At 44.2% G+C, this 12,746-nt stretch carries 16 protein-coding genes; 10 read left to right on the top strand and 6 right to left on the bottom strand.

Going from position 1 to position 12,746, the window contains the following annotated elements:
* Positions 1 to 86: 86 nt before the first annotated feature.
* From PN470_RS06245 to PN470_RS06225, 5 genes are all read left to right on the top strand, one after another.
* Positions 87 to 365, top strand: a complete 279-nt coding sequence (locus PN470_RS06245) for a type II toxin-antitoxin system RelE/ParE family toxin (protein WP_002791849.1) — start codon at positions 87 to 89, stop codon at positions 363 to 365.
* On the top strand, positions 365 to 652 hold the full coding sequence (locus PN470_RS06240) for a HigA family addiction module antitoxin (protein WP_002767514.1): 288 nt from the start codon (positions 365 to 367) through the stop codon (positions 650 to 652). Before PN470_RS06245 ends, PN470_RS06240 begins: the two co-directional genes overlap by 1 nt.
* Before the next feature lie 214 nt (positions 653 to 866).
* Positions 867 to 1,208, top strand: a complete 342-nt coding sequence (locus tag PN470_RS06235) for a hypothetical protein (RefSeq protein ID WP_238142418.1) — start codon at positions 867 to 869, stop codon at positions 1,206 to 1,208.
* A gap of 6 nt (positions 1,209 to 1,214) precedes the next feature.
* Positions 1,215 to 1,661: a hypothetical protein gene (locus PN470_RS06230; RefSeq protein ID WP_002803254.1), complete on the top strand. Its 447-nt coding sequence runs from the start codon at positions 1,215 to 1,217 to the stop codon at positions 1,659 to 1,661.
* A 29-nt stretch (positions 1,662 to 1,690) separates the two neighbouring features.
* A complete protein-coding gene (locus tag PN470_RS06225) occupies positions 1,691 to 2,236 on the top strand; it encodes a hypothetical protein (RefSeq protein WP_271938966.1) in 546 nt (181 codons plus the stop codon).
* On the opposite strand, the gene murB is transcribed toward PN470_RS06225, so the two are convergent.
* The 3 genes from murB to PN470_RS06210 form a co-directional block, all read right to left on the bottom strand.
* The gene (gene murB, locus PN470_RS06220; RefSeq protein WP_272104078.1) at positions 2,237 to 3,115 is read right to left on the bottom strand and encodes a UDP-N-acetylmuramate dehydrogenase; all 879 of its coding nucleotides are present in this window, start codon (positions 3,113 to 3,115) and stop codon (positions 2,237 to 2,239) included. It abuts the gene before it with no gap.
* Positions 3,116 to 3,214: 99 nt separating this feature from the next.
* On the bottom strand, positions 3,215 to 4,642 hold the full coding sequence (gene murC / locus PN470_RS06215) for a UDP-N-acetylmuramate--L-alanine ligase (protein ID WP_004158996.1): 1,428 nt from the start codon (positions 4,640 to 4,642) through the stop codon (positions 3,215 to 3,217).
* 241 nt (positions 4,643 to 4,883) lie between these two features.
* Positions 4,884 to 5,570: a hypothetical protein gene (locus PN470_RS06210; RefSeq protein ID WP_272104076.1), complete on the bottom strand. Its 687-nt coding sequence runs from the start codon at positions 5,568 to 5,570 to the stop codon at positions 4,884 to 4,886.
* Positions 5,571 to 5,636: 66 nt separating this feature from the next.
* Here PN470_RS06210 and hisD point away from each other — a divergent pair, with 66 nt between their 5' ends.
* The gene (gene hisD, locus PN470_RS06205; protein ID WP_272104074.1) at positions 5,637 to 6,941 is read left to right on the top strand and encodes a histidinol dehydrogenase; all 1,305 of its coding nucleotides are present in this window, start codon (positions 5,637 to 5,639) and stop codon (positions 6,939 to 6,941) included.
* Positions 6,942 to 7,034: 93 nt separating this feature from the next.
* Positions 7,035 to 7,340: an excalibur calcium-binding domain-containing protein gene (locus PN470_RS06200; protein ID WP_272104072.1), complete on the top strand. Its 306-nt coding sequence runs from the start codon at positions 7,035 to 7,037 to the stop codon at positions 7,338 to 7,340.
* Positions 7,341 to 7,391: 51 nt separating this feature from the next.
* On the opposite strand, the gene PN470_RS06195 is transcribed toward PN470_RS06200, so the two are convergent.
* Positions 7,392 to 8,465, bottom strand: coding sequence for a Gfo/Idh/MocA family protein (locus PN470_RS06195; RefSeq protein ID WP_002737757.1), 1,074 nt, complete (start codon positions 8,463 to 8,465; stop codon positions 7,392 to 7,394).
* A gap of 233 nt (positions 8,466 to 8,698) precedes the next feature.
* Between PN470_RS06195 and PN470_RS06190 the strand changes: the two genes are divergently transcribed.
* Complete coding sequence (locus tag PN470_RS06190) at positions 8,699 to 9,271, top strand: shikimate kinase (RefSeq protein WP_002778600.1); 573 nt, start codon at positions 8,699 to 8,701, stop codon at positions 9,269 to 9,271.
* Positions 9,271 to 9,591 (top strand): cupin domain-containing protein, encoded by a 321-nt coding sequence (locus PN470_RS06185; protein WP_004266823.1) that lies wholly within the window; start codon positions 9,271 to 9,273, stop codon positions 9,589 to 9,591. The genes PN470_RS06190 and PN470_RS06185 overlap by 1 nt, the downstream gene beginning before the upstream one ends.
* 17 nt (positions 9,592 to 9,608) lie before the next feature.
* Here PN470_RS06185 and hemW read toward each other — a convergent pair whose 3' ends face one another.
* Positions 9,609 to 10,781, bottom strand: coding sequence for a radical SAM family heme chaperone HemW (gene hemW, locus PN470_RS06180; RefSeq protein ID WP_272104068.1), 1,173 nt, complete (start codon positions 10,779 to 10,781; stop codon positions 9,609 to 9,611).
* A gap of 268 nt (positions 10,782 to 11,049) precedes the next feature.
* Between hemW and PN470_RS06175 the strand changes: the two genes are divergently transcribed.
* Positions 11,050 to 12,129, top strand: coding sequence for a PIN/TRAM domain-containing protein (locus PN470_RS06175; RefSeq protein ID WP_002737661.1), 1,080 nt, complete (start codon positions 11,050 to 11,052; stop codon positions 12,127 to 12,129).
* A gap of 337 nt (positions 12,130 to 12,466) precedes the next feature.
* Here the strand turns inward: PN470_RS06175 and PN470_RS06170 are convergent, their stop codons facing one another.
* A complete protein-coding gene (locus PN470_RS06170; RefSeq protein WP_002736942.1) occupies positions 12,467 to 12,745 on the bottom strand; it encodes a hypothetical protein in 279 nt (92 codons plus the stop codon).
* Between the last annotated feature and the right edge of the window lies 1 nt (position 12,746).

Genomic DNA, 12,746 nt, shown 5'->3' with positions numbered 1-12,746 from the left:
CCACCCACGAGATATATTGAAAATAGTAGGCGTTATTTTTTTATCGTTGGGTTGTAACCAGTAACGTTATGGGTTACACTTAATGGATGATAGTCAGTTTCAAGCATCGAGGACTAGAGCAGTTCTTTGAATCGGGAACCACCCGAGGTATTCAAGCAAATCATGCCCAACGAATTCGGCTGATTCTGGCTCGTCTCAGTGCTGCAACTTCACCGCAAGACATGAACTTACCCGGGTTGGTACTTCATCAACTGGCAGGGCAACGTAAAGGAACCTGGACGGTGAGAGTATCTGGAAACTGGCGGATCACTTTCACCTTTGACGGTGTTGATGCTTGTGATGTCGATCTTGAGGACTACCACTGATGAAAATGCATAATCCACCACATCCTGGTGAAGTTCTTAAAGAACTTTGTCTCGAACCTTTGAATCTGACTGTGACTGAGGCTGCTGAAGCATTGGGTGTAAGTCGAAAAACCCTATCTGCCATCTTAAATGGTAGGGCAGGTATTAGCCCCGAAATGGCAATTCGCTTAGGGAAAGCTTTCGATACATCTCCTGAAAGTTGGCTCAATCAGCAAATGCAATACGATCTATGGCAAGCAGAGCAGACAATTGGCAATATCAAAGTCAAACGGCTATCAGTTGTCTAACCAGGGTTTGCAGCCGACGGACTCAACACCCCAGTGCGATGCCGAAGTCACTGCATAGCAGATCGCCATCGCTGTAGGGTGCGTTCCCTAATGTGGCTCCTACCGCTCCACTAGCAGTAGGCTAATCTGGCTAACACGCTTTTGGGCGTGATATTCTGTGTTTGTATTCCAACACTTCGTTAATCGATAGCTATATAGAACCCAGCCAATGAGTATGAGTGAATCCAACGAGTTTGACATCACAACGCCAGAAAAACGGCATAAAGCGCTGAATAGTTGGCTTGCAATGGTGCCTTTGCCTTTGGCGCTTCCAGTAGCACTTGTTTTGGACGGTATTTCCCTTCTTACATCAGGTGCTAACGAAAAAGAGATTGCAGAACAAAGAAAAGTAGCGATCGACATTATTCGAGCAGGAAAAGAAAATGGTGTTGATGAAATAGAGATTACAATGTCTCAGAAAGCTGGTGTTGGTCTATCTTCAGACGTTGATGGTGTCCCAATTGAGTTTATTGTCGGTGCTTCAGGTACAATGAAGCTAAAGGTAAAATACAAGTAGTGGGTGATGGCGAAACTCTACTATCGTGGCATGGCAGAGCAAAACGACAGACCCAAAATTGGTCGTAGTGCTAGATTATTAGGGGTTAGACCTAATATCGATATAAACATTCAGCGAATGCCAGTAGGTTGTCTAGATGAACAAAGCTATTTGTTACCAGAGCCACAGCGTAAGTTGCATGGCGATCTTGTAACGGTTGCCATTAGGGACACAAAGGGAATGTCTGTTGCCCTATCCATTGAAGGTTTACCAGCATTTCGCAAACCTGCCAGTTTTGGTGGAACTGGCAAAGATCCTTTATGGCAAATTGACGATAGCCATATCACAGGGGATTTACAGGCTGTCCAAGATAGCCCGACTCACGTTAGCATCATGCCAAGAGTTACAATGGCTCTAGAAAAGTACGAGGCAGCATTGGCAAACACCCAAAAATATTGGGAAAAGGTTGATTAGTGGCATACACACAATGGGAGGCTATCAAAATGGCATGGATATTTAGTCTATCGGCAGAATGTGGTTCGGATGAGAGCAACGCCCATAAATTTGCTCAGCATTTTGAGGGAGTATCATGGTTGCTGTCAACTGGTCGCCATTGCCAGTGTCACACAGATATATTCCAAGACATAGAAGAAAATTGGTGGTGTCGTGTTTCACCAAGTAATCTTAGCGAAGTGGGAATAGACAGCCCTGAAAGTGCATATTCAATGACAGAGTTAGGTATCTTACTATATCAGTCCCTACGATTTGCTCCCCCATTCCGTTATGCACTGGTTGGTGTTGAAGTCGATGAATTTAGAACTTACAGCGAGCTTATCGAAGAATCATCTAACTTATCTATCCCAGGACTGGTTTTAGCAAAACCACTCGAACAAGAGCTAGGAATATTGTCAGTATTGCGCCCCTTTAGTTCTAGTTATGTTTGGCAACCCTACGCAGGAGAAGTCTACAATCCGCTTATGGCATCCCAAAACTTAAAAAATAAGCTTAATGAACTGCTTAAGTTAACCTCACAAGCGAAGACGAAATAGTTAAATCCCGTCAAATTCCCCTAAAACTTTCACCTCTGGTTCTAACCATAGGGACCAGCGATCGAACACTTGTTCCTGCACATGGCGAATTAAACGCAGAATATCCGAGGCTTTTGCTGAACCAATATTCAGGATAAAATTAGCGTGTAATTCTGATACTTGCGCCCCACCAATTTGATAACCTTTTAATCCCATTTCCTCAATTAAAGCCCCGGCAAATTGCGGTTTAGGATTGCGGAAAACACTACCACAACTAGGACGATCATAGGGTTGGGTACTTTTGCGATGGCGTAAATTATGGGTAGTAATTGCCATTATTTCCTCGCAATTATCGGTAGCTTCTAACTGAAATGTAGCTTCGATAACTAAACGTTGATCCCCTTGCAGAGAAGAACTGCGATAACTATAATTTAAATCTTCTTTGCTTACAGTTTCTAACTGACCATCGGGATTTAATACCAGCGCCCGCACTAATCGATCCGCCACACAGGAGGTATGTGCGCCCGCATTCATCACCACAGCACCCCCCACCGTACCGGGGATACCCACCGCCCATTCTAAGCCCTTCCAGCCCCTTTTTGCCGCTCTCCAAGCTATTTTTGGCAGGGGTTCCCCCGCCGCTGCTGTAATCGTAGCAGTTTCGGCATCAAAACAACTCGATCGCAGATGGCGAGTATTGAGGACAAGTCCGGGTAAACCTCGATCGCTGATTAGTAAATTTGAACCAGCCCCCAAAACAGTCAAGGGTAAATCTTGCGATCGCCACCAAGCGAACACTTCTCTTAATTCCTCTAGATTAACTGGTTCGGCATACCATTGCGCTCTTCCCCCCACCTGGTAGGAAGTGAAATCAGCTAGAGAAACAGAGGTTTTAATCATAGGGTTTTAGGGGGTTGGGGAGCATTTTCAGTGAACAGTAATCAGTAATCAGTAAACATAATAACTGATAACTGATAACTGATAACTGATAACTGAATCCTATACTCTAACTGCTAATTGTTCGCGGTAATGAGAGAGCATTTCGGGGATAACTTGATTGAGATTGCCAGCGCCGAGGAAGAGGGCTAGATCCCCTGGTTGGAGAATTTCTAGCAGGAATTGACCTAAAGAACTCAATTCGGGGTGATAGTAGGCGTTTTTATGGTGTTTTCTCACCTGTTCAGCCACTTGCTGCCCAGTGACGTGATTGATATTCACTTCCCCGGCACTATAAATATCCGTTAAGACTACCACATCGGCGGAACTGAAAGCGGAGCCGAATTCCTCCAAAAAGGCAGTGGTGCGACTGTAGCGATGGGGTTGGAAAATAGCGATCGAACGTTGGTACTGTTTGCCTTCTACCTTCAATTTTGCAGCCGCTAACGTGGCCAACAATTCGCTAGGATGATGGGCATAATCATCGATAAAGGTGATGCCGTTTGCTTCTCCCTTGTGTTCAAAACGGCGTTTTGCTCCGGCAAAAGTAGCGATCGCATCGGCAATAACAGCAAATTCTAAACCGAGATAACGTCCGATGGCAACCACTGCCAAAGCATTACTAATATTATGTTGCCCCGGGATTTTCACCTCCATTTGTCCCAGATAACTGCCTTTTTCCCAGACGGAAGCTTTCATCATTCCCTGTTCATAGATAATCTCGCTGACGGTGTAATCCGCACCTTTTTCGGGATCGAGACTATAACTAATTGTCGGACGGAAATGCTCGGCGATCGTGTCACAATCTAAACAAGCGACTAAAATCTGGCACTGATCGGCAAATTCACGGAAAGTATCGATAACTTCGCTTAAATTCTGGTAATGATCGGGGTGATCTAGCTCAATATTAGTGATTACGCCGATTTTCGGGGCGTGCTTGGTTAGGGAACCATCGGACTCATCGGCCTCTGCCACTAAAAAACGACCTTGACCAAGACGAGCGTTACCTTCCCACGCGTCCACCTCACCACCGACAATGATCGTGGGGTCTAATCCCGCTTCTAACAAAACGTAACCGATTAAGCTGCTAGTGGTGGTTTTTCCGTGGGTGCCAGCGACGGCGATACTGTCGTAATCAGCGATTAAAGCCGCTAAAACATCGCTACGGTGAAAAATTGGGTATCCTAAGTCTCTGGCCGCTTGATATTCCTTGTTATGGTCATTAATCGCCGTGGAGCAGATTACTTGCGGAACTGTTTGGCTACTGTTTTGAAGGCCAGGAGAATGAAATAAAGCTAAATTATTTGCCTCTTGACGGTGGAAAATCTGCGCTCCCGCTCCCTGTAGCCGTTGGGTGATATGAGTAGGACGTAAATCGGAGCCAGACACGGGTAAATTGCGTTTGGCTAAGATATAAGCGAGGGCTGACATCCCAATGCCGCCAATACCGATAAAATGGAAAGGTTGGCCGTTAAAATTAACTTTTTTCACTTTTTTCACTCCTCAAACCCACGATTATATAAGTTTTAAACTCGATCGGTAGTAAAGTCAACCTCATGATAGGGGCATTTGAGCAGAATTCCCAAATGTTGCCCAGTCACCTTGCAACATCCTTGACGCAGAATTAAAATTTTTTCTCCCAATTCCTTTTTTTTACTGAGCTTTGCCAAACGTCCCAAAAATCGGTAAAACCCTACACCCTACACCCCACACGCTGCCCCCACGAACCTAATTAGGGCAGCCATTCCAGTAAAATTCCCACGGAGCTATCTTTGCGAGCGCGGGAATTTTGGGCTTGAATATCGGCAGCTAAACGTAAATTAGAAGTAATCGCATAACCAACCGAAAGAGTAGTCAATCCCACCTCGTTATCACCACCGGGGGAGATAAAACTCTGACTGACGGTGATATCTGCGGCTCCCGTGCGAGAAAGGGCTAATTTGAGCTTTAATCCTAAGTTAAGCCCATCGGTGCTGTAATTTCCTGTTTGAATGTAACGATAGCCCACCATGGGAGCTAGATTGACATAATCACCCAAAGGGAGGAGATAGTATTGTAAATTTCCTCCTATTGCCGTCCTTTTGCCGTTAAAAGCCGTCTGATAATCGCCGCTTAGGGTTAAACTGGTTTGACCAAAAAACACATCTTCTACCCCCAAAATCACGCCACTGGAATTATCGCTAGAAGGAAACTCTGCATATCCCAAGCGGATACGAGTGCGAAAACTGGGATCGCGGCGAATATCTTCGGCGATATCGGGTATTTTTTCTAACCAACGCTCTAAAACCGGGCTTTCTTGCCGAATTTTCGGATCTAGGTCTAAATCCGTTTCTGCCCACACCGGACTAATCGCCCCCCATAACAAACCAAGAGCGATCGCATTTACAGAACAGCAAGAGAGCTTAAACATGATCTGCATTATAATCAAAAAAGATTCAGATTCCCCGCTATTCTTGAGAGGACGGGGGCAGTAGGAGCAGCAATAGTGGTCAGAATATTAAAACTTTCGCAATTAAGTGATGCGGAACGGGCAAAACTTCAGAAAAGAGCCGAGTTAGATATTGATAACGCCCTAAAAGTCGCTCAAACGGTGATAGAAACCATCCGCGAACGGGGGGATGCCGGCGTTGTGGACTATGTGCGGCGTTTTGACTACGAAGGTGCGACGGTAGAAAATATCAAAGTCAGCGAGGCAGAATTTGAGCGGGCTTTTCAGTTAATTGAACCAGAAGTAAAAACCGCCATTGAACAGGCTTTTCGGAATATTCAAGAGGTACATCGTCGCCAAATGCCGGAAGAAATACAACTGGCAGAAATTGAAGCTGGTGTCTTTGCTGGCGAAAAAATCTCTCCTATCCCCAATGTGGGTTTATACGTTCCCCGGGGCCGTGGTGCTTTTCCCTCGATGATGTTAATGTTAGCTATACCAGCAATGGTGGCAGGAGTGGAAAGAGTTGTCGTTTGCACTCCCCCCGATAAACAGGGCAACGTGGAGCCAGTGTCTCTGGTGGCGGCACGCATGGCTGGAGTCAGAGAAATTTATAAGTTAGGGGGCGTACAAGCGATCGCTGCTTTAGCTTTAGGAACAAAAAATATCAAAAGGGTTGACAAAATTACAGGTCCGTGCAGCGTCTATGGGGCGGCGGCCAAACGGTTACTGTTCGGCACTGTGGATGTGGGTTTACCAGCAGGTCCAAGTGAGTCGATAGTTTTGGCCGATGAGTCCACCGATGCCCGTTTAGCGGCCTTGGATTTATTAATTGAAGCGGAACACGGGGCGGATTCGGCGGCTTTATTAGTCACCCACAGTGAACAGGTGGCGATCGCTGCTAGTGAATACGCTCAGGAATACCTGCAAAAACTCCCAGATTGGCGACGGGAATTCTGTGAGGCGGGTTTAGCCGCCTATGGGGGCATAATTTTAACCGATAGTTTGCAGCAATCCCTCGATTTTGTCAATGAGTACGCCCCGGAACATCTAGAGCTTTTAGTTAGTAATCCTTTTGCCATTCTGGGCAAGATTAAAAATGCTGGCGAAATTCTCCTAGGCAATCATACTCCTTCCTCTATGGCTACCTATGCCATCGGAGTCAATGCTGTGCTGCCGACGGGAAGTTTTGCCCGTTCCTATTCCGCAGTTTCAGTTTATGATTTTCTCAAGCGCTCCACTTTGGCTTATGTCACCTCCGAAGGCTTTGAAAAGTTAAAAGAAACCACGAAAACTTTAGCCGAGTACGAAGGTTTTCCCGCCCATAAATTAGCAATTCAACAAAGGGAAACTTTACTCTAAATAGGGGTAATAGGAAACGGGGAATAACTCTGATTTATTATCCTGTCTCCTATCTGCTACTATGATAAGAGCAGAGAATCAGGCAAGCATTTTATGAAAAAAGTAATTGTTATTTTAATTCTGTCTTTTCTGAGCGAACAAATATCAATAAAATCACCAATTTCTGGCAATCAAACCCTCAATAATTTAGCCGTAGCTAACAACAATAATCGTCCCAAATTTCGGTGCGATGGTAGAACTCACTGTTCCCAGATGACCTCCTGTGCAGAAGCGACTTTTTTCTTGAGAAATTGCCCCAATGTCAAAATGGATGGAGACGGTGATGGAGTTCCCTGTGAAAGTCAATGGTGTGGAAAAAAATCCTCAGAAAAATGTTGGGAAAGTTCTCCAGATAACTAATTTTGTTTCCTCACCCCAATTCTCTCACTTAAAGAATCGGGGTGAAAACAATTAAGAAGCAGTAATCACGGGAGAATTAAGATATTGATAATTCCAGTCCGATTGTTGCCAAACGCGACCATCAAGGGCAATTTGTTCGATTAAACTAGCTAATCGTAAAGCTTTTAAAGCTTGTTCCCCACCGACAGAAGGTTGGTCCCCACCGCGCACACAATGAACAAAATGTTCTAATTCCGCGTGTAGAGGTTCAATATTGCTAGTATAAACTTTTTCAATTAAACCATCTTGACGGTAGAGAACTTGACCGTAATCGGTGCTATAGTTAGCGGTGGTTTGCCGATGAATGAGGATTTCATTATTGAGAAAATCCGCTTCCGTGAGAGAATTTTTACAGTGGGCTGCTAAACGACGAATCTTGCGATGAGTCACCTTACTAGCGGTTAAATTAGCCACCACTCCATTACTAAAACCAAGGGTTGCAGTGACATAATCGAGATAACCGGAATCAGTGGCAGCGCGACTACCACTAGCGGTTAATTTCACCACGGGAGCGGCGACTAATTCTAAAATTAAATCTATATCGTGGATCATTAAATCTAACACCACCGACACATCATTAGCGCGCTGGGAATAGGGACTCATGCGATGGGATTCAATCGCTAAAATCTCCTCGGTTTTCAAGACCTTCGATAACTCTTGGAAAGCGGGATTAAAACGCTCGATATGACCCACTTGCAGAATACAATCATGATCTGCTGCCGCGTTGACTAAAGATTCCGCTTCACTAATACTAGCGGCGATCGGTTTCTCGATCAAGGTATGTACTCCCGCTTGCAGACAGTCCATCCCGACTCGATGGTGTAACCGCGTGGGGACAGCGAGACAAACCGCATCTACCCTAGGTAAGAGATCTAAATAATTTTCAAAAAAACGGACTCGGTATTTACTGGCAGTTTCCAGTCCCTTTTCGACGTTGACATCGGCCACCCCGACGAATTCCACGTCTTTTAATAAACTCAGGATGCGACTATGGTGTTGTCCCATGTTACCGACCCCGATAACCCCGACTTTAATCGGTTTGAGTTGATTTCTATTACCCGGAAAGTTTGCTGGTTGATTGGACATGAATTTTAGACTCCTGTGTTCACACTCCCCACACCACTTGATTAAATTAATCAAGCTGATTTTGTCCATGAATTACCAAGATGGTATCATGGTTATCCAGATTCTGACACGATGTCGGTGTCAATGGGGGTTCTGAGAAGATTTTCTGATTCCATCTGGCGGTTTTCACTCCCAAATGCTTATCAAAACATCGTCCCTTAGTAGCGAGGACTACATTCAGCCAAATTTTAACTATGGACAATTCAACGGATTTTAACTCCTTACGGGGATTAAGTGTTTTTTTGCTAGGAATGATGGGATCTGGCAAATCCACCCTGGGAGAGTTGCTTTCCCGACGGTTACAATATCGTTTTTTTGATACAGATATATTAATAGAAAGGGTCGCGGGAAAGAAAATCAGGGAAATTTTTGCCGACGAGGGAGAAGCGACTTTTCGGGAGTTAGAAACCCAAGTTTTGGCCGAATTATCCTCTCTGACTAAAACTGTGATTGCCACCGGGGGAGGGATGGTTTTAAAACCGATGAATTGGAGTTATCTTCGTCACGGTTTAATGATTTGGTTAGATGTTCCCCTAGAAATCTTGGTTAAACGTTTAAAACAAGATACCTCTCGTCCCTTGTTGGAGTCCACTGATTTAGAAAGTAAACTGGAATTATTATTAGAACAAAGACGAGGACTTTATGCAGAAGCAGATCTTCGGATTGTTGTTTATGACCTAGATAGACCTACTGATATCGTTGAGAAAATTTTAACAGCAATACCGACGGTGATTAAAGATTTTCATCCAGAAAGAGACAATAACTAATGATAGCAGCTTCAATTTTTGATTTACCTGAACTAATTCCCGACCGAGAAATTCTGGAAATTTTAGCCCAAAGTCAGGCTATTCGTCTGGAAAGAATTATTTCCACTGGTCAAACCACTCCCCGGGGTCAATGGTACGATCAATCTGAGTTTGAATGGGTGATTTTATTACAGGGATTCGCTGAGATTAGTTATGAAGATGGCAGCCAAGTTAATCTGCAAGCGGGGGATTATCTGCTGATTCCTCCTCACCAAAAACATCGCGTCGAATTTACTAGCAATAATCCCCCTTGTATTTGGTTAGCTATCCATTATCGCTAGTAAAATATAGTTTCTAACTATTGCCAGCGATCGAATAAATCGGTTAAAACTAGATTAGAAAACAAAAAACCTTCGGGGTCGCTTAATCTGACCCTGCTATCCCCCTCAATTATTACTAAATTACGCTGTTTATGCGGCTCTAAGACCTCTAAAATTGCTTTTTTGATTTCCGGACCAAAATTAGCTTCAATCGCGGGTAAACTCACCCCTGACCCTAACCTTAACCCTAGCATTAAGGTTTCGAGAAGATCATCGATAAAACTATTTTTCTCCACGTCAATTGGGCAGCCTTCTTTTACCCAAGCGAAATAGTCGCGACTTTTGCGCGGACGGGTAAAACGTTGTTGATGAAGATAACTAGCAGCCCCCATACCAAAGCCATAATAGGGACGATTTTCCCAGTAAACTCGATTATGTCGGCATTGATAACCCGGTTTGGCATAGTTAGAAATTTCGTAATGTTGATAACCGGCTAAAGCTAGTTTTTCACCGGCTAAAACATACATTTTTGCCGTAGTTTCATCATCGGGTAAGGGTTTTTTCCCCGGTTGATACTGTTTACCGAAAGGAGTAACCGCTTCTAAGACCAAATCGTAACAGGAAAGATGGGCCGGTTGCAGTTCGATCGCTTTTTCTAGGGAATTTTCCCAATCTGTCAGGGTTTGTTGTGGCAATCCTGAAATCAAATCCAAACTATAGTTAACTATTCCCAATCCCTGAATTAATTCCACTGCCTGATAGATATCCTTAACGGTATGCGATCGACCAGAAACCTGTAATAATGGTTCTTGAAAAGCCTGTACTCCTAAACTAACCCGATTGACTCCCGCACTAAGATAACCCTGTAATTGTTCTAAACTAAAGGTAGCCGGATCAATCTCCATAGAAATCTCTATATCGGCTGCAAAATCAAACTTTTTGGCTAAAGTATCCAGAATCGATCCTAATAGTTCCACCGGTAACAGGGAAGGAGTCCCCCCCCCAAAAAAAATTGTTTCTAGGGGTTTCCCCGTCCCCGGACTAAGGCTAATTTCTTCCTGTAATATTTCCACATACTCCACCACAGGGGGAAAAGTCGCCGGATTGGTGCGATTACCAAGGACAAAAATCGGGAAATCACAGTAAAAACAGCGCCGACGACAAAAGGGAATATGAATATAAACCGAGGTTACGGGGTGAAAATAGGGCATTATATGAGGAAAAAGGAAAAAAGGGAGTGTGGGGTGTGGGGTGTGGGGTGTGGGGTGTGGGGAGAATAAAGCTGCCTCCTGCCTCCTGCCTCCTACTGTAATTTCGTTTATCTTCGTTAAGATGTATTATGGCTGGGGAGAACATCTCCTAGAATGGAGGCAACTTTCCCGACACAAATTAGGAGAAACCCACAGATATAATAAAAAAGCATCCATACTCATTATTTTTCTATCATCATTCCCCCCTATCCTCTCTGGTATTATACCCATGCTTGATGCTGTCATAATTTTACTATTCGTCTTCGCTGTTGCCAGTATTGGTTATAGTGGTGTTGACTTGCTGCCGGTTACTGTCCAGTCTCAAATCAGCAATATTGAAGCTTTACGCTGGTTATCGGCGGGTTTTGCCTCAATTATTGGTTTAGCTCTTGGTTTAGTTGCCCAAACTACCTATCGTCGTCTAGAAACCCAAGTACGGCAAACTCCGATCGAAGTTATTTTAACCCGTTCGGTCGGTCTAGTTATTGGTTTGTTGATTGCTAATCTGATCCTAGCTCCGATTTTCTTCCTCCCGATTCCCAGAGAATTCTCGTTTATCAAGCCGATAATCGCTATTTTAGGCAGTATTATGTTTTCCTATCTGGGGGTTAGTTTAGCTGATACCCACGGTCGCACTTTTCTGCGTCTGATTAACCCCAATAGTATGGAATCAATTTTAGTGGCAGAAGGGACCCTACAAGCGGCCGCCACCAAAGTTGTGGACACCAGTTGTATTATCGATGGTCGTATCGAACAATTGTTAGACACGGGATTTATCGAGGGACAGATACTCATCCCCCAATTTATCCTTCAGGAATTGCAACAGTTAGCGGATGGCAGTAACGACCAAAAACGAGTTAGAGGAAGACGCGGATTAGATATCCTAAACCGGATGCAGCAAGAATTACCCGAGCGCATTATCATTCATCCCGCCGATTATGAGGATATTAGCACCGTAGATGCTAAATTAGTCCATCTTGCCCAAGAAATTAACGCCACCTTGCTCACTAACGATTACAATCTCAGTAAAGTGGCCAATCTGCAAAAAGTCACCATCTTGAATGTCAACGATCTCGCCCAAGCAGTACGCCCGATCTACTTGCCTGGGGATACGTTAGATCTGAAAATTCTCAAAGCAGGAAAAGAACCCACCCAAGGCATCGGTTATCTAGAAGATGGCACGATGGTGGTGGTAGAAGAAGGAAAAGATTATCTAGGGGGAGAATTGCGGGTAGTGGTGACATCTGCACTGCAAACCTCGGCCGGACGGATGATTTTTGCTAAACCCCAAAATTCCCTGATTGCCTAAAGGTAATAAAACCCAAAAAAGCCTCAAATACAGAGCCAGAGGGGATTGTATTTGAGGTATTTTATTTTTTAAGGGAAGTTAAGTCACCAATCGAACTATTTAGGGTTTGCTAAAAAAGTTTTTCCTGGTGGCAGGGTGTGGGGTGTAGGGTGTGGGGTGTGGGGTTTTACCCATTTTCAGGTGGTCAATTACCTAATTTTCAGGGAAAAAGTCCAGGAATTTTCCCCCCAATCACTCCAAAGGTCGGCACTTTTTGAGGGAAAAAAAGTCTAAAAACCTTGTCCAACAAGGTTTTTAGATTTATTCAGCAAACCCTATCTAGTCAATTGATACCTAATTAAGCTGGTTTATTGATTACAGCCATGGACTGACGAGCAAAACCGAAATAACTATCCCAGAATTGTTTCTGACTATCGAGGGCAACTTTGGTGGCGGTTTCTTGGGCGGTTAGGTAGGATTTCACCCATTCTTGTTGATATTCGAGGGATTTAACCAAAGTTTCCGGAAACTCAAACACTGGTGTAGTCGTGGGAAGACCATTACCCCAAGCGGACAGAAGCATTTTCTGCCATTCGGCTAGGTATTTTTGGTATTCCTCAAGATAATTGGTGTTCATA

The organism is Microcystis sp. CS-574 (assembly GCF_028329095.1).
Taxonomy (GTDB): Bacteria; Cyanobacteriota; Cyanobacteriia; order Cyanobacteriales; family Microcystaceae; genus Microcystis; species Microcystis ichthyoblabe_A.
This window is presented reverse-complemented; position numbering and strand designations above follow the sequence as displayed.